Genomic DNA, 16,901 nt, shown 5'->3' with positions numbered 1-16,901 from the left:
AATAGCCCCGACAGATCATCCCCGCTCCCGAATTCCGCGATCCGTTTCCAGTCGATACGCATCCGCAGTGTCGAAAAGATGCTTGTCAGCACGCCTGCAAGCGCCGATAAGGTTCCATGAGCTGAGCTGCTTCGAGCGGCACCGCACTCGCCGACGACGTCTGGAGTCCCGATGAACCGCCGCCGCACCGCCCTCGTCCTCGCCGCCGGAGCGGCCCTCGCCCTCGGCCTCACCGGCTGCTCGGGGATCAACAGCCTGATGGGCGGAGAGACCCGCGACGAGGAGTCGGGCGAGATCACCGAGGGCGGCATTACCGACGTCTTCCAGCTGCGCGTGGGCGACTGCCTCAACGACGAGCTGAGCGAGACGGCGACCGAGGTCACCGACGTGCCGACCGTGCCGTGCACCGACCCGCACGCCTATGAGGTCTTCCAGAACATCACGATGGCCGACGCCGACGAGTACCCCGGCGAGGACGCGACGGTGCAGCAGGCCGACAACGAGTGCGCGGCGGCCTTCGAGGGCTTCGTCGGCGTCAGCTACGAAGAGTCGCAGTACGACTTCAGCTACTACTACCCGACGCAGCAGAGCTGGGACGGCGGGGACCGCGTCATCAACTGCCTCATCATCGACCCGAACGGCCAGAGCACCGGCAGCCTCTCGGGCGTCGGCGCCTAGCAAATTCAGGAGAAATGGCGGAGCCTTCCGCGGCCGTGCGATCAACACCTCTCGGGATTGCAACTGATCGGCGACCTCTTCTCACCTATTGACTGGCGTTCTGGCTGTCGTTCACTGCGGCGGAGGTGCTGACTTTCAGGACCGGTCAGCTGCTTTGGTAGTCGTGGGTGCTGGGAGGGGGAGGGTGATGGTGGCGATGGTTCCCTGGGGGTGTCGGTTTTCGAGGAGAAGGTGACCGCCGAGGTCGCGGATACGGAGTGCGTGTGAGGCGAGCCCGATGTGGCCGGCTTCGATGTGGGTCTTGCTGTTAGTGGTCGTGAGTCCGCAGCCGTTGTCGCTGACGGTGAGAGTGACTTCGTGAGTGGTGCCGACGAGGTCGAGGATGATATGGGTGGCTTTGGCGTGTTTGTCGGCGTTGGCGAGTAGTTCTCTGGCTGCTGCGTAAAGCACGTAGGCGAGGTCGTCCTCGAGGCGTGGAAGTGCGGTGATTGTCACTGTTGTGAGGGGGCGTCCGGGGCGTCGGGTGAGTTCGAGGATTGCCGTTTCGAGGCCTAGTTGGGCGAGGACTTGGGGGTGCAGGGTCGCGACTGCTCCGCGCAGCTGCTGGGTGGTCGTGCTGAGGAGGCGAGCGGCGGCGTCAAGCTGCGCCTGGTCGGCGGCGTTCGGCTGGAGGCTTTCGAGTAGGCGGCGGGCGGCGATGACGTCCTGGAGGGGGCCGTCGTGGAGGTCGTCCGCGAGGCGCGCAGCGTGCTGTTGCTCGGCGGCGATCATCCTTGCGGTGAGGCTTTCCTGGAGGGACCTGGTTTCGGCGTCGGCGAGGGCTCGGCGGGCGAGGACGAGGGCGAGCCCGGTGGTGGTGAGGGTCATCCAGATCAGGAGGAGGAAGTGGAGCCAGACGATGCCTGTCACGGTGGGTCCGCCGTTGACGGCCAGATTTTGGTGCCAGACGACCGCGTAGCTGCCTGCAATGAGGGTGCCGACTACTGCTGTCAGCGCGGGCCTGTAGTAGAAGACGGTGAAGATCGGATACAGGTAGAAGACGGGGGTGATGTACGAGGTGACCCCATCGGAGCTGACCGCCATCACGGCGAGCAGCCCCAAGTCTGTGAGCACGCTCGCGGGCCCCGCCCACCGAGGGATGGGGCGACGGTACGACCACCACACGCTGAGAAGCGCCCAGGCTCCGAAGACCGCGACGAGCACCGGGTATCGGGCGTCGGGGGTATCAGGATCATGGACGACCACGCCGAGCACGCTCGAGGGCACCACCAACAGCGCTCGAAGTATCGAGGTGACCCGGTGCACGGACGCGGTGGTCGCTATATCGGCGGTGAAGAGAGGTCGGATCCGGGCGGTCATTGCAGGATCCCTCGCCGCATGGCTTCGGCGACGGCTGCTCCGCGGTCGTTGACGCCGAGCTTCTCGTAAAGCCGCTGCAGGTACGTCTTCACCGTCGAAGGAGCCAGATGCATGGTCAGCGCGATCGAGGGTGCCGATTTCCCCGCAGCGATCGCCGTGAGGATCTGCTGCTCACGGGGGCTTAGATCGATCGTGGCGGCGCTGGTGCGACGGTGCCGCACTTGCTCCATCAGCGCGGGAACGAACTCATCAGGAAGGACATCAACGCCGTCTGCTGCTGTATGGATCGCTGCGACGATCGTCGCGCGATCGGCGTCCTTGGAGAGAAAGCCTGCCGCGCCTCTCTCGATACAGCGGAACATGATGGCCGGTTCGGTGTAGGCGGAGAGCACGAGGACGCGAGTCGGGATCCCCCGGCGTCGTACCGTCTCTGCGACGGCGGCTCCGTCCAAACCTGGCATCCGGAAGTCGGAGAGCGCCACGGCGGGACGATGCACCGCGATCATCTCGACCAGCCCGGGCCCGTCGTCGGCCTCGGCGACAACAACGATTCCGCCCGAGGACGTCAGCAGGTGAACCAGTCCTGCGCGCACGACCGGATGGTCATCTCCCACCACCACTGTGATCACGCAGTCTCCCACCGCCACGGCAAAGATCCCCTTCCCGCCGGGACCACTCTGCTCACCACGGACCAGGACGGCAAGGCGCACACTGACCTGTCCTCCGATCGGCCGACCGTCCCTGTCGTCCCCGGGGTGACGTCGATCCGCGGACAGACACCGCGAAGCATCGTTTCTAAGGTGAGCCGCGCACTCAGATACTCCGGGACGCTCACACCCGAGCTGATCCGTGCACTGATGCGTCAGCGAGGAGACCTGATGACACAGAATGTCAGCCGCCGATCAGTGGTCGCCGCTGCCTGGGCGACACCCGTCATCGTCGCGGCTACCAGTGCTCCCGCCGCATCAGCGTCCGCGACGCTCAAGCAGTTATCGGTGCGCTCTGCAGGCCCAGAGTTGTACTCCCAGGGGACCCGCATCTCCTCCTACATCTTCTGGGTCACGAACCTCGGCGACGCGACCATCCCCGCCGGAACACTGACGGTGTCACTGAAAGAAGGCCCCGATTTCTGGTTCTCCGGGTTCAGCGGCCTCGCCGGCACGTGGGACTACGGCCCCCTCACCGACGACACCCTCTCGTTCATCTACTACTTGGACGTCCCACCGGGTACCGCCGGAAACGAGGACGACGAAACCTACCCGCTGCTGATGAATCTGGAGAGCAGCCTCCCGGAAGACGCTCAACCGCCCGCTTCTGCCACCTTCGTCATCACGGCACCCGGCTACGAACCGTCAGTCCTGACCTTGCCCGTCCCCTACTGATGTGTGCCGTCGGCATCGACCCCTCCAACACGCGCGCTGACTCCTCGACAACCGCAACAGGAAGCTCCCGATGATCACCCTTCACAGACCCGCTACCCCCTCGCCATCTGTCCCTTCCCGCCTGTCGCTCATCGTCCTGACCGCAGCGCTCACGCTGGGAGCGGTCGTCGCGCCAACAGCATCAGCGCAGGCCGCGCCTCGAATCGTCGTCGTCTCGGGCGACATCACCACGGACACGACCTGGAGCAGAGCCGACGCGGACGTCTACCTCGTGGACTCTCGCCTCACAGTCGCCGCCGATGCGCAGCTCACCATCACCGAGGGCGTCGTCGTGAAGTTCATGCCCTACGCCGGCCTGGAAGTCGAGGGATCTCTCGTCTCGGCCGGTACCGCTGACGCGCCGGTGGTCCTCACGGCCGCGTCCGACGATACGGTCGGCCCTGCCATCGGCACTGCCTCCGCCCCGCCTCGCTCGGACTATTGGAACGGTATCGGCACAGGTTTCGGCGGTATCTCCCTCGCCCTCGACCACACCGACATCCGCTACGCAGGCATCGAAGCCGTCAGCGAACTCCGACTCACGAACTCCTCCGTCACCGGCACCACCGTCGGCGTCATCGCACGCGGTCAAGGCGACGCCACTGTCACCGACTCGTCCATCGACGGCGACCTCCAAATCCACCGCTTCGGATGGCAGCAACCGGCGGCCCCGACCTCCGCGACGATCACCGGGAACACCCTCACCGGCGGGCGCCTTGAAGTCTCAGCTACCTACTCCGGACCCTTCACCATCCGCAACAACACCGTCATCGGCGCCACCTTTGACCCCGAAGAACCACTCGGCCTCCAACCCGCGATAGCTCTCTCCGCCCCCAACCTCCACCCGCGCGACTTCGCCACCAACACCGCGACCGGCGGAGACCGTGACTACATCGCACTCGAAGGCAGCCTCGCGCAATCCTGGACCGTCCCCACCCGCGGTCTGCGATACGAGGTCGGAGGACTTGGGCTCACCGCCACTGTCGGTCTCACCGTTCCTCGCGGCATCACCCTCACCCTCCTCGCCAGCGCCGCCCTCACCGTCCGCCCAGATTGGCGAGGTCCCGCCCTCACCATCGACGGTCGACTCGTCGCCGCCGCAACACCCTCCCGACCAGCAACGATCACCTTCGTCGGAGACACCGGCCCCGCAAGCACCATCATCACCGTCCGCGGATCAGGCGCTGCCGCCGCCTACGGACTGTCCCTCGAAGGCACCCCGACCGTAAACACCGCAGGCACCTTCGGTACCGCCAACCCCACCTGCGCCTACCTGGTCACCGCCAACCAGGCCCCGCAACGCTGCCGCTGAGAAGCTCCCCCCACAGAACAGCCCTCTCCCTCGATTTGCAGCGCACGGATCGCGCCTCTTCCGGACAACGACGTGTCACGAACGTTAGCGACGGCGGGTCTACTGTGGCGGTGCGGCCGAGAAGCGGGGGCTTCAATGACGCCGCGCAGCGCAATGCCGTGGGCACTCCAGGCGCGCGCTGCCGCTCTCGGCCCTGAATCACGGCAGAGCCGAGAGCACCCCACTCCACCTCGATCTACTGAGGAGTGACGAATTCGGAGAGGTGTATCAGTCGCGTCGCCTGCAGCCACCGATCACTTCGGGTGAATGTCGTCGCTGTCGGCCAGGAGCGTCGCCGTCCTCTGCAACAGAGCAGCGAGGCGTACGTCGATGTCGTCGTACCCGTCGGCGAGGTCCTGTAAGGAGTGCGACGTTGATGGTGTCAGGCGTGGCCGGGGACGATTGTCGGCCGGGAGCAGGGTTGCGTTCTGGCGGTGCGCGGTGATGGTCGACATCGCCCGGGTGCTGAGCGGACGTTGCGGATTGAGCCAGCCGTGCTGATCAATGGCAGGCAAGAGAGTCGGCGCTGACCGCCAGTCATCCGGAACGGCGGTGGCGCAGTCGTGGGTATCGCTGTGAAGAGTGGGGTCGAGGATCTCCCGGACGCTGTACCGGAACCCCAATGCGGCCGGCCCCAGAACGCGTAGCCACCGGGTCATCACGCACCGCCAGCATGAAGCCGCGTCGTCCACGCCTGCAATGATCGCGCCGGCGATGGTGAAGGGCTCTTCCACCGCGACATCCGTTCCAACGACCACTCGAGCCTGGGCTCGAGTGAGATGAAGTTGGTCGAGTAGGAGTAGCAGGAAAGCGTCACGGCGGCCGATCAAGCCCGCCGGGTAGCGGGTGATCGGGATCGCCTGCAACGCGTGCGTGGCGCTTACCCAGCCAGCGCCAACTCGGACAGCTCGAGCAGGCTCCATGGGCGCGACCGGGAATGGCGCGCCGAGAAGAAGATGGCCCAGACGCAGTGCTCGCACTCGCGTGATCGCCGTGGCGGGTGCCGCCGGAACGGCGGCGAAGAACCGCCCCAGTTCCGCCAACGTCGCCGGAACCGCGACCGCGTCGGTCGCCGCGCACCAATCGAGGTACAACTGCCACGCCGCGCGGCTGGAAACAGGCAGCTGCTCGAGAACGTCGACGGGGGTCATAGGCCCAGCGCCGTCACGGCATTGCCGGTGAGGGGGTCGCGTTCGCGGGCGTAGGTCTCCACGGTCGCGGCGGAGCGGTGCCCGGTTTGGCGCATCACCGCGTGCGTGGTCGCTCCTTGGCGCAGGGCCTCGGTGACAAAGCCAGCGCGTAAGGAGTGCGCGCTGTATCGGGCGGGGTCGAAGCCGACGGCGGTGACGCGGCGTTTGACGATCAGGTTCACCGATTGCGCGGCCAGCGGGTTCTCGGTGGGCAGGCCGCTCTTGTGCATCCGGCGCAGCAGCGGTGTTACTCCCCGTAGAGCCGGGAGTGTGCTGCGGCACACGTGCACTGTCGGGTCATCGGTAAACAGCACTCGCATGACCGCGCTGCGTCCTTCCTCCCCTGCTGCCAGAATTCGCAACCAGCGCACCCAGGCGCAGGGGCCGCAGGTGAGCGGTTCCCGCCCATACGGGACCGCCTTGATCAGGCCCTTCCCGACCTGGTCGGTCTTGGAGCGTCGCACCCGGACGTGCAGTCCGTCCTCGCGATGCCGGACGACGTCTTCAACGCGAAGGTCGGTGAGCTCGCTGCGCCGGAACGCTCCGGCCCAGCCGAGCAGGAGCAGCAGCCTGTCCCGAACGCCGGCCGCGCCGGCAGGCCAGGTGGTCACGTCGATGCGGTCCAGGACCGCTTGGATGTCGCTGAGCATGAGTGGATCCGCTTGCCGGGTGGGGCGTTGGCGGTCGCGGCGGATGCCCTGCAGGGTCCGGGTGACCAGGGCGCTGTGTCCGGGGAGGGGGAGGTTCTGTTCGGCGTGGGCGGCGTTGATCGCGGCCAGCGCGCGCGCGAGGGTCGACGGTGCGTACCGCCACCCCCCCGCGGTGTTCAGCAGCCCGGCGCGATCGGCGAGGTATTCAGCGACCGTCTCCGGCGACGCCGGCAGATGCGGCCGCCCCGCTGCCGCGCACCACGCCACGAACGAGCGCAGGTCCCCCTGGTAGGCGCGCCGAGTGTTCCCGGCAATGGACGCCTCCCCCAGCTGCACGACGGCAGCGGACACTTCCCCGAGTGCCGACGCCGCCGCAACTGCATCCCGTGCGCGACCGTCCTCGAGCTCGTGCATCAGGAGACTCGCGGTGCGCCGAGGATCCGGCAGGCGCGGCAGGCGCTGTCGCGCGTCGCCGGGTCGTCGACGCCCTGCGGGCAGGTCCCGTGATTGCGGTGAGGCACACGTCCGTCCGCGACCTGCTCGAGCAGTCGGACTCGATCGATGAGCTGCGGCACCGGAGTGCGTAGCAGGGCCGTGGCTCGCAGTAGGACACGCCAGTCGGGCGCCTGTTCGGCGTCGAACCACTCCGCGGTGCGCACCTCGCGGACTTCGAGCGCGATCGCCTCGAGATCCAGTGGTGCTGCCAGAAGGCTCTCGAAGGGCCCGTCGAGCTGATCCTCGACCCTCACGCCCGCCTCCTCACCCCGAAAGCCCACTCGATCACCACCGAGCGCTCACACCAGTTTAGTAGCGGTAATCGCAATTATCGCTATCCATACTGGGGCAGCATGAAGCGACCCCGCCTAGCTTCGAAGAGGGCACATACAGCGGGAGAAGACAAAGCGAAGTGAGACGATGAGCACCACGAAGGGCCGGCTACGGCCCCAACGCTTACCTCCTCTTGTTGATCGAGTTCCGAACGGCGAGGTGGCGGAACCGGTCGAACATGTCGATCGCCGCCGCCGCCCGACCGCTAGGTTGCGTGGTGTTGCGTCGGTCACGGCTATCGGCGGCCTCGCCGACAGGACTCGAAGTCCTGAAGGCCGCGCAGAGCGGTCGGGACCATGACCGAAGACGCCGTGGCGCAACAGATTTAGGCAATTGCGACCGATGCCAGCGTTGGTTCGCAATCGTCGCGATCGCGAAGTCCTCCGCACAGCCTCGCGGACCGCGCGCAAGTGCGGAGGGCTCAGCGCGTGAAGCGCTGGACAGCGAGGACCGGGCGTTGCCGTGACCCGAGGTCGATCTGGCGCTGGCCGCGCGGCTCATTCAAGTCTTGTCGTCGTCAACGAGCGCCATGACGACACAACCGAGCGTCCAGTGCGGTCACGCTTCTATCGGCCTCGCGTACAAAGAAGAACTCAAGAACAGCCGCAACGCCGACTCGACGTCGAGACCAGGATTGGCCAACCACTGTAACTGCAGACCGTCGACGACGACGAGATAGAGGAGCGCTCGCTCGGCGTCGCCGTCTGCACGAGCGCCACTGACTCCTCCGGTTGCAAACTCGGCGCGATCAGCGAAAAACCCACGAGCAGGATGGTCCTCCTGCGTGGCGGCGATGCTGATCGCGAGCCACGCCCGCAATCGATCGGGCGTCCGCTGTTGGTGTTCTAAAACCGCAGCGATGACGTCTGCACGGGACCCATCCGAACGCGAGGCCTTGAGCGCCACTTCCTCGGAGTCCGCCTCGAAGAGCTTCAGCGCGAACAAGAGCAACGCGCGCTCGTCCGGAAAGAGGCCGGTCAGGGCCTCATACGAGACCTCGGCTCGCTTAGCAACTTCCCGTAGCGACGCGCGCTTCACACTCTGCTCGCCGAAGACCTCCAGCGCAGCCCAAGCAATTCCGACCATTGGAGTGACCGTGGATCCCACGGCGTGGGCAGACTGGCCATCCACGAGCACTCCCCTTTCGCCTCGGTGCGTAGCAGGCGCCGCTTGCCGCACGCCCGGTTCGGTCAGCGAACAACTCAACGGTACGACACCTGAAGGTTTGCGCCGCTGCGCGGAGTAATCCTGCGTGGATAAATTATTTACGTCTAGACGTAATTAACTGTCGAGACGAGCTCGGATCGCTTCGTCTAGGAAGTCGACCACTGTCATGCCGTTCTGCTGAAGGTAGTCGTCAAGACGATCACGCAAGCTGATCTCGATCTTGGATGAGAACGGCTCCATCCGCCTCTTAGATCGAGGACGGCCGGGTCCAGGCCGGCGTTCGGGCGCCGGCTCCGCATCAACGGTGATGGCCGGCGACGGCACGTCCTCAACGGCAGGACGTGCAGAAGACAAGGTCTCGAGCACGGTGGCAGCCGGCGCCTTCGTAACCGAGGACTTGCGTTGAATACTCACTTGGAGACTCCTTCGAGGTGGCGAGCATGCGACACGAAGCGCTCGGTCAGGATCGCGGGACGACGACCGCTCAGCTTGGTCAACGGCACGCGTGCACTGACCGAGTCCTGCATGGCGGTCCAGGTCGGTAGGTATGGCTCGACGATGAGATCGCCGTACGCCTCTCGGAGCTCGCCGATCTGGAACGAGTGCTCGCTCGTCAGCGGGCTCGACGTCTTATTGACGACGATCCCGGCAGTCTTCAGGCCGGGATTGAGGTGCGGAGTCGCGGTGACCTGACGCACCGTGTCGAGGAACTCCCCCACTCCTCGAACAGCGAATGATGTCGGCTCCGTGACCACGAGGACCTGCGTAGCGGCCAGCAGTCCATTGACCGTCAAGCGCCCAAGTGCGGGCGGGAGGTCGATCAGAACATGGTCGTACTGCGCAAGCTCCGGAGCCTCCCACATAACGGTCTTCAAGCGGACCTCAGCACCCATCAGCGATTCGGTCTCCATCCGAAAGAGCGCTTCTGAGCTCCTGACGACGTCGATCCCACTCCAGGAGGACTTCGTGACCGCCTCGCCGATCGAACCCGGCACTCCCCCGTAGAGGACGTCGAACACGTCGAGCTCGCCGTCAGCCTCGAGCGCAGTTGACGCGTCTGCTTGCGGATCAAGGTCAATGACGAGCACCTTTCGGCGCATCAGCATCAGCCCAGTTGCCAGACCCAGCACCTCCGCGGTCTTACCAACACCGCCCTTGCGGTTTCCGACCGCCGTAATGATCGCCATCGCGCCCTCAACTCTGTCCGACTGTCTGCCCGTCCATCCATCATACCATCTAGCTGTCATTACGTCATGACGTAATTAAACTTGTCAAGCAGGTTTGCACACTTACATTACGAGCATCTTTCCGTCATGACGTAATTATTAAGATCAGCGGGTACTGCTGCATCTCTTGCGCGGTATCGGCAGCTCATCGAACTCGTAGATAATTATTTAAATCAGGACGTAAATAAGGCGGTCGCGGCCGCAGGTGTGCTCATGTAAAGCATGACAAGCCGCTGCGAGCACGAGGTCTATATAATTACGTCTGGACGTAATTATACAACTAGACAGATTGACATCCGCCTTTACGTCAGGATTTATTTAAACTAAAGGCTACTACTAGGTGTCGCTCGTCGACCGAACACGAACCACCGGTACGCCGCCGTCAATTCGGCTCCATGGGTTGCAGTGCGGGGGAGAGTGCGTCTTGTTCCGTGGCCCGGACAGGTCCTTCGCGATTGCTGGCACGTCCAAGTCCCACCCCCGAGCGGCCGAGCCGTTCAGCAGCAGCGACAGTCGTTGTCCGACGTCGTCGGGTGCCGAAGGCGGCATCGAAGATGTCGGAATAAGCGTGGAACCTTTCGGGGGAGAGGCCGGCGAGGACGACACCGGCGCAACAATGCCGTGCAACGTCGCAACCGCACCCAAACCGCACCGATCGGGACCTTCACAATCGCCGCCGGTCCATCCTTGGGAACGGGACGCCGGCGGGTCCGCGCGAAAACTATTGCAGCGCGTCCGCAAACGGCGACGTCGACCGAACACGCGCATCGTCTTCGTTACCGGCCCCTGCGCGCAGGGGCCGCGGTCGGCGCGCCGCGCGAAGACGGAGACGACCTGGTCCAGCGAGCGACCACGTAACCGTCGTTGTTCGAGACGACGACGAGTCGACCGACGAGCTTCGAGTCGACCGACGAGCTTCGAGTCGAACCGCCGCCGCTGCTCATCTAGAAAGACTTCACGTCGACGACGCCACTGCATCGCTCAGAGCGCACGGGGAGGCCGCCATCCGCAAACGGCGAACGCACCCCAGAACTGAAGGTCGCCGAGCTCCCGGACGAGGATCGGCGGGCACTCGCGTTCTCAGCGCGCACGATGACACCGCCGACGGAGACCTCGAGGAACTTGACAAAAGTTTGCCGTCGGACCGAAACGGCGACGTTGCCGCGCTTGGGGGAGAGGGGTCCGTCGACCAAGAGCTCATCGCCGTCGCTGCAGCTGGCCCGCATCGTTCCTCCGAAGAGACGCGGACGGTAAACATAGACGGCTTATCGCAGATCCGGTGGTCATCAAGATCGAGGGAGCCGTCAAAGTAACCCCGCGCTGGAGAAGAGAACCCGGCTACGAGGACGTCCTAGGCCACGACGAATACGACAGTGGGGAAGTGGTCCACCGTGTCGATAACAGTCGAGGGCTAAGCAGCGGTGGAGGACCACCAAAGGGAGCCTGGGGCGAGCATGCCGGTGCGTCCCCAGTGGAGGGCTTCTCGGTGGTCGCCTCGGCCGGCAGCGTCGCGCGGGTAGAGCGGCCAGACGCGTTCTCCGGGGGAGGAGTCTTCGAAGAGGGGGCGACTGGTGATGTGTGGGCGTCGGGGGCGTTCTCTTGGTGTGGAGGAGCGATGCGCGAGCTCGGCTTGCCACCAGGCCCAGACTTCGCGTTCGATGCTGTAGCGATGGGCGCGGTCCTCGAGCAGCCCGTCGACGCCGAGAGCTTGTGCTGCAGTGGCGCGGAGGTCGCGGAGGGATCGTCTCCATCCGTCGGTGTGCTTGACGATGAGGCGTTGGCTCCGAAGTCGGGAAAGGTTCGTGGCGGCCGTTCGGGTGGTCACTCCCAGCATCCGCGCGGTGCTGTCGATGGTCAAGGAGGCTTCGCGGCGCAACAGCGCATAGATCTTCCCAGCGAGGTGTCCCAAGCCTGGGCGGGTGAAGAGATCGTGGCGAGCGTCGGTGAGTTCGTTCTCGAGCAGGTCGAGGATGACCGCTCGCTCAGAGAAAATTTGGCCCGGGGGGCGGGGGTTATTGAGTGGTTGTGTCCGGACTGTGCCTGAACCTGTGGAAAGTGTGCCGGTCAAGCGCCATTCGCTCGCGTTGCTGCCGTCGGCGCGGGCGATGAGCTGGACGTAGCCGTCCTCGCGGAGGGTCCGGAGTGCGCTGGCGGCGGTAGTGCGGCCAAGGCCAGAGAGCAGGGCGAGATCGCGGACGGAGGCGGCGACGGTGCGCTTGCCGGTGTGGAGAGTGAGGTAGGCGAGGGCGGTGAGGATTGTCCGCTCGGAAGTAGCGCGCTCGGTGCGACCCCATCGGCCTGGGTTCACTCGAAACCGCTCGAGGAGGTCGCCGACGGCCGCGACGATGCCCTCAAGCTCCGTCAGATCGCGAGGCTCCCGCTGAGAGGGCAAGACGGCGTGCAGGGCCGCGAACTCGAGCGCCTTTTCCCACTGGCGGCTGAGTCGCTCGGCGGCCTCGTCACGCGCTCGAGGGCGGCGGCCACCTCGACCGGTGTTCTTCGTGCGGTAGTGCTCCATACCGGGCGCGGTCTGGGCGGCGTGCTCGACATCGGTCAGTGTCCAGCCGGCGTGCGCGGCCGAGAGCAGGCACATGAACGCGGTCCACGACGGGTTCGCGCCACCACCGGCGGTAGCCATATGGGCCGCACCCGCAGCGCTCAGTGCACGGTGAGTGCGGTGCTGCAGGACGACCGCGTCCTGAGCCGGCGCGAAGTAGCGGCGCCCCGAAGGCGTCGCTTCCAGGGCGGCCGCAACCGCGAGCAGCGAAGCAGGCAGTACGACCGGGTTCAGCAGATCCTCGACGCGGCCTCGCAGCAGCGTCGACACGCTGCCATCGCGGTGAGGAGACTGGGGAGGGCGGGCAGCACCCGTGCGTGCGTTGTGAAGCATGCCGTGATCCAGGGTGCGGAAGTTCGCCTTCGCAGCCGTCGCCAATCGATCGACATCAGCTGCGGCAGCACCGCCACGAACCGCGACCCACAGGTGGCGGCCCCCGGTGCCGGAGGACTCACACACCACGTGGGGAACTTGATGCTCATCGAGGACAGCCGAGAGCGCGCCGCAGTCATCGACGGCCTGCTCCATCAGATCGGGGTCGACACCGTGTGAGTCCTTGCCGTCGAAGTCGAAGCAGAGCAGACGGAAGACGCCGGCGGAGTCCGCGAGGTAAATCGCCCAAGGGGTACTCGGGGCAACGGCGGAGACCAGGAACGCCGTGGGGTAAGCGTTCTCGTCCAGGCGCCCGTAGGCGTCGCGACGCATCGTCCGGACAGTGTCGCGCGGGCTCAACCGACGGGTCAACGACCACGCGTCGGCGCCGGGCGTCAACGAGCCGTGACGGCTCGCCGAGAGATCCATCCTTGAATCTCTCAGCCCGTCGTGTAATCTTTCGGGCATAGAGAAGCCTCCCGTGAGGGTGGTGACCTTGATTAGCTCGGACCCGTTGCTTGGCGGTGTCGGGGTACGAGCTACGAAACTTGGTGAGGCCCGCTTCGGCGGGCCTCCTTCGTTTAAGCGGCTGGGATCGGCAGCTCCTCTGCTTGGGGTCGCGGTGCAGCGACAAGGGGGAGCGCACCGTTCAGCTGAACGAGCTCACGCAGGAAGGTATCGAGGTAGTAGGCCACGGAGACTCCGCTGGCCGCTGCGGCCGCCTGCACTTCCGCACGGACGTCCGGAGTGACGCGTGCCTGAAGCAGCACGGTGGGAGCATTGTCTGCTCGCTTTGCACGACCCTTGATTGCGCTCATCCGCCTAGTCTCTGGAGCGAATGCATGCATTGCCGGGACGCGAACCGGCGTGTCGACGAACCGGCGGTCAGGAGCCGTCGCGCCGGCGGCCGGCGCCCCTGCAGACGTTCGGGTGACGTCGGCCGACTTCATCGGGACACGCCGACGTTGTGAGGTAAGCGTTGATCGGCTCAAGGGCATGGGTAAGATGCAAGACATAGAGAAACCTCCCGCAAGGGCTGGTGACTTGACTAGCTCGAACCCCGGGAGCCTGGCAGCAATGGGGGAGCGAGCTACGAAACTTGGTGAGGCCCGCTTCGGCGGGCCTCCTTCGTTTAAGCGGCTGTCGTACGTTCCTCCTGTGGGATGGGCAGCTCGTTGTGGAAGTCGCGGCGAGGACGCGGCGCATACTCCGGCATGCCGAGAGACTCGGCTGCGAGAGCGGTGATGTACTCGCCGTAGCTCAGCCCAGCGGCCGTCGCGTTGGCCTTGATGACCTCCGCAAGAGGCACCGCGGGTTTCGCCATGATGGGGACTCGCTGTCCCTTGCTCGGTCTAGCCATGTGCGAAATCATCCTGCGGTTCCGTTAACGGAAACGTTAGGTCGACGGTGTGTCGTCAACTTGCAGGACGATTCACTACGCGAGGATCGATCAGTGAACGATCCACCGCTGGGCTTGCGCCGTGATCGCAGGAGACGGGTGTATCGGGGGCCTAGCGTGCAACGGCCTCTCGACCCGATACGTCGGTTCGTGCGTACTCGCCATTCGGCCTGCGTGCGAGGACGCCGTAGCTCATCAGCGCGCGAGTCACGCGCGCGAGGCGGAGAACGTCGATGCCAGTCCGTCGTCCCATCCCGCTGAGGGTCAGCGGCCCCTCATCGAGGGCGCGCATCAGCTCGACGCCCTCAACGGTGTTCAGAGCGAGCTGCAGTTCGAGGCAGGAAGGGTCAGCCACAGGTTGGTCTCCTCGGTGTCTGGTTGAAGTCACTACCAGCAGGCTCTCGAAATCCGGTATCCTGGCAAGACGTTTGCGTTTGGCAAGACCGTAACAGACGGCAAGCGATCTGTTCGACCCGAAGGACACAGCACATGCCACTGGCTCCCCAAGCTCTGCCCGGAGCGCTCACACGATCTTTGGGCCGGGTGCTCCGCGCCCGCATGGTCGACCGCGCGGTATCCCTGGCCGAAGCGGCACGAGCTGTCGATGTATCGGAGGGGCAGCTCTCGCGGATGCTGCATGGGAAGCGACGCATGGATGTCGAACAACTCGACCTCCTGTGCCGGTTTCTCGAGATCGACGCGGTCGAGACGCTGCGGGCCGCAAAGAACGGGACGCTGACAGCGGCCGAAACCGTACCTGCCCGGGGCGCTGCGGCGAACCAAGACCTCCGCGAGCTCGCCCGGAGGATGCGCACTCTCGCGCACTTACAGGAAGACGGCGGATACCGTGCGGTGTCCTTAGCCACCAGCCGTATCGGCGTCACCCTGTCTCAGAACGAGTGGCATGACCTTCTGGATGGCGCGATCGCAGCCTTCCCACGGGACGAGCTTCTAAGCGCTGTCAGCTCCGCGCTCGGGGTGCCTCGGGACTACCTGACGACGGGGGACCAAGAATTTGTCGCTCGGGTGGAGGCTGAAGAAGAACTTGCCCAAGCGATGCGATCGACCGGGACCTTACGGATCGCCGCGCGCAACCTGTCCAGCCTCAGCCCCGAAGAAATCCGAGCAATTGCCAAGTTGGTCCGCGACAGTGGGATAGAGAGGGATCAGCAGTGAGCGTGTGGCCAGCAAAACGTGAGGACGCAGAAGCTTTCGATGTCTCCGCGACAGTCTCGGCCATGATCGACCGGCTCACCCTCGAGCCAGGCATGTCACTCAAAGACATCGTCGAAAGAGTAGCTGAGATATACCGCAAACCTATCGTCTTACAAGCAGTTTCGGATGACCGTCTTCGACAGCTCACTGGACTTTTTCGCGACACTCCCAGCCGGGGTTACGTCTCTTTCCGACAATCTGATCCTCTGTCATATCAACTGCACTGCATATGCCACGAACTTGGCCATGCATGCTTTAATCACGAAGACTGCGACGTGCTCCGAGGCACAAGTATGGACCTAACTGACGGAGGCACTTTAGGCGAGCGGGTAATCAAAGCGCGCGGGCGTGGAATCACGCGCAGCCGCTCGGAAGTCATAGCGGAAGAGTTCGCGTACCGACTGATGACCTGGTTGCTCGGCACCGACCTGCAGGCAGAGGAGAGCGTCTTCGGATGATGGGCTCAATCTCGGTCGAAGCGCTTGTGTGGGTAAGGTTGGCGATCATTGTCTCCGTAGCGCTCTGCGTAGCGCTGTTCTTCGGCCGCGCCGTCGGCTCGACCAAAGATCCAGCCAGGCGGCCAGCGTGGATTGCGTCGCTGTTCGGCGTGATGGGAATGCTGACGCTCGGCGTGGTCATCCCACTCCGTTGGGTGGACGCTGCGCTAGGTGGGTCCAACTTCTGGAATCTCGCACAGGCCTTGTGCGCGACAATCGCGTTCTGGTTCTTCTACCGCGCGACGCGGCTAGGAGCGGGAATGTCTGGGCTTGAGAAGCCGCGATGGATCGCGCTCGGTGCTGTTCTCGGAGTGCAAGCCGTGCTGTTTGCCCTGATTCAGCAGCGCGGAGCTACCTCCGAGACGTTCGTTCGGGATCACATCACCGATCCCGCTTGCTACGGGTACCTCATGCTCTACATCGTCACAATCGGGGTGCTCACTGGTCGCTCCGCGCTCATCCGAGCGCGGAAGTTGCGGGGTACGTCGGCGGTCTTCTTTTCAGGATTCACTCTCGTGGCCACCGCCTGCGCGACTCATGTCGTGTACTTGACGGTGGCCCATTTCGAGTGGGGCGAGGAATCGCATCGCGAGGCGCTACGCGGCCTGTTCTACGTAATTTTCGGACCTGGGGTTCTTCTCCTGATCGTCGCATTTGCAATAGTTTTTATTCAGCGCCAACGGAAGCTTTTGCAGCCTGTATGGCGTCTTCGAGCTCTTCGCCTTGCCTTGATCCGACGGAAGGTAACGGACGCGCCTCTGACGCTCTCGGCGACATGCCGAGCCTTGTTCCGGCCAGAGCCGCGTGCTCGCGCCAATTCGGAATCGACAGTTCTCTATGACGCCACGAACGCGGAGGACGCGTTGCTCACCTCGAGTGAGCGGCGCCTTCTCGAGCGAACGAACTCGGGCATCCTGCGTCACCTTGGCATTGAGGAAGAACTTCGAACGATGGCGGAGGTTGTTCAGTGACAGTTCTATCCGCAGTTGCT

16 protein-coding genes are annotated in these 16,901 nt (G+C 64.7%); 5 read left to right on the top strand and 11 right to left on the bottom strand.

The features are described 5' to 3' along the window. The first annotated feature begins 171 nt into the window (after nucleotides 1-171). Nucleotides 172-678, top strand: coding sequence for a septum formation family protein (locus tag EDF43_RS19475; protein WP_243646367.1), 507 nt, complete (start codon nucleotides 172-174; stop codon nucleotides 676-678). A 135-nt stretch (nucleotides 679-813) separates the two neighbouring features. On the opposite strand, the gene EDF43_RS19470 is transcribed toward EDF43_RS19475, so the two are convergent. Together EDF43_RS19470 and EDF43_RS19465 are read right to left on the bottom strand one after the other, a co-directional pair. Then, on the bottom strand, nucleotides 814-2,037 hold the full coding sequence (locus EDF43_RS19470; RefSeq protein WP_132438077.1) for an ATP-binding protein: 1,224 nt from the start codon (nucleotides 2,035-2,037) through the stop codon (nucleotides 814-816). Next, a complete protein-coding gene (locus tag EDF43_RS19465; RefSeq protein ID WP_243646368.1) occupies nucleotides 2,034-2,666 on the bottom strand; it encodes a response regulator transcription factor in 633 nt (210 codons plus the stop codon). The genes EDF43_RS19470 and EDF43_RS19465 overlap by 4 nt, the downstream gene beginning before the upstream one ends. Before the next feature lie 249 nt (nucleotides 2,667-2,915). Here EDF43_RS19465 and EDF43_RS19460 point away from each other — a divergent pair, with 249 nt between their 5' ends. Together EDF43_RS19460 and EDF43_RS19455 are read left to right on the top strand one after the other, a co-directional pair. Further along, complete coding sequence (locus EDF43_RS19460; RefSeq protein WP_132438078.1) at nucleotides 2,916-3,419, top strand: hypothetical protein; 504 nt, start codon at nucleotides 2,916-2,918, stop codon at nucleotides 3,417-3,419. Between the two features lie 70 nt (nucleotides 3,420-3,489). After that, a complete protein-coding gene (locus EDF43_RS19455) occupies nucleotides 3,490-4,770 on the top strand; it encodes a hypothetical protein (RefSeq protein ID WP_132438079.1) in 1,281 nt (426 codons plus the stop codon). A 293-nt stretch (nucleotides 4,771-5,063) separates the two neighbouring features. Here the strand turns inward: EDF43_RS19455 and EDF43_RS19450 are convergent, their stop codons facing one another. The 9 genes from EDF43_RS19450 to EDF43_RS19410 form a co-directional block, all read right to left on the bottom strand. Then, nucleotides 5,064-5,960 (bottom strand): hypothetical protein, encoded by an 897-nt coding sequence (locus EDF43_RS19450; protein ID WP_132438080.1) that lies wholly within the window; start codon nucleotides 5,958-5,960, stop codon nucleotides 5,064-5,066. Beyond that, on the bottom strand, nucleotides 5,957-7,063 hold the full coding sequence (locus tag EDF43_RS19445; protein WP_132438081.1) for a site-specific integrase: 1,107 nt from the start codon (nucleotides 7,061-7,063) through the stop codon (nucleotides 5,957-5,959). Before EDF43_RS19445 ends, EDF43_RS19450 begins: the two co-directional genes overlap by 4 nt. Next, nucleotides 7,063-7,398: a hypothetical protein gene (locus EDF43_RS19440; RefSeq protein WP_132438082.1), complete on the bottom strand. Its 336-nt coding sequence runs from the start codon at nucleotides 7,396-7,398 to the stop codon at nucleotides 7,063-7,065. Before EDF43_RS19440 ends, EDF43_RS19445 begins: the two co-directional genes overlap by 1 nt. A 637-nt stretch (nucleotides 7,399-8,035) precedes the next feature. Continuing rightward, nucleotides 8,036-8,608, bottom strand: a complete 573-nt coding sequence (locus EDF43_RS19435) for a TetR family transcriptional regulator (RefSeq protein ID WP_132438083.1) — start codon at nucleotides 8,606-8,608, stop codon at nucleotides 8,036-8,038. Between the two features lie 150 nt (nucleotides 8,609-8,758). Continuing rightward, nucleotides 8,759-9,058 (bottom strand): hypothetical protein, encoded by a 300-nt coding sequence (locus tag EDF43_RS19430; RefSeq protein WP_132438084.1) that lies wholly within the window; start codon nucleotides 9,056-9,058, stop codon nucleotides 8,759-8,761. Next, on the bottom strand, nucleotides 9,055-9,831 hold the full coding sequence (locus EDF43_RS19425; RefSeq protein WP_132438085.1) for an AAA family ATPase: 777 nt from the start codon (nucleotides 9,829-9,831) through the stop codon (nucleotides 9,055-9,057). The genes EDF43_RS19430 and EDF43_RS19425 overlap by 4 nt, the downstream gene beginning before the upstream one ends. A 1,450-nt stretch (nucleotides 9,832-11,281) precedes the next feature. After that, the gene (locus EDF43_RS19420) at nucleotides 11,282-13,228 is read right to left on the bottom strand and encodes a hypothetical protein (RefSeq protein ID WP_132438086.1); all 1,947 of its coding nucleotides are present in this window, start codon (nucleotides 13,226-13,228) and stop codon (nucleotides 11,282-11,284) included. Nucleotides 13,229-13,380: 152 nt separating this feature from the next. Beyond that, on the bottom strand, nucleotides 13,381-13,617 hold the full coding sequence (locus EDF43_RS19415; protein WP_132438087.1) for a hypothetical protein: 237 nt from the start codon (nucleotides 13,615-13,617) through the stop codon (nucleotides 13,381-13,383). Nucleotides 13,618-14,310: 693 nt separating this feature from the next. Then, on the bottom strand, nucleotides 14,311-14,553 hold the full coding sequence (locus EDF43_RS19410) for a hypothetical protein (RefSeq protein ID WP_132438088.1): 243 nt from the start codon (nucleotides 14,551-14,553) through the stop codon (nucleotides 14,311-14,313). A 134-nt stretch (nucleotides 14,554-14,687) separates the two neighbouring features. Here EDF43_RS19410 and EDF43_RS19405 point away from each other — a divergent pair, with 134 nt between their 5' ends. Together EDF43_RS19405 and EDF43_RS19395 are read left to right on the top strand one after the other, a co-directional pair. Then, complete coding sequence (locus EDF43_RS19405) at nucleotides 14,688-15,374, top strand: helix-turn-helix transcriptional regulator (RefSeq protein WP_132438089.1); 687 nt, start codon at nucleotides 14,688-14,690, stop codon at nucleotides 15,372-15,374. A 493-nt stretch (nucleotides 15,375-15,867) separates the two neighbouring features. After that, the gene (locus tag EDF43_RS19395; protein WP_132438090.1) at nucleotides 15,868-16,881 is read left to right on the top strand and encodes a hypothetical protein; all 1,014 of its coding nucleotides are present in this window, start codon (nucleotides 15,868-15,870) and stop codon (nucleotides 16,879-16,881) included. Nucleotides 16,882-16,901: the final 20 nt, after the last annotated feature.

The sequence above is a fragment of the Rathayibacter sp. PhB179 genome (genome assembly GCF_004345345.1).
Lineage (GTDB): Bacteria > Actinomycetota > Actinomycetes > Actinomycetales > Microbacteriaceae > Rathayibacter > Rathayibacter festucae.
Note: the sequence above shows the minus strand (reverse complement) of the source record. Positions and strands in the feature narration are given on the sequence as shown.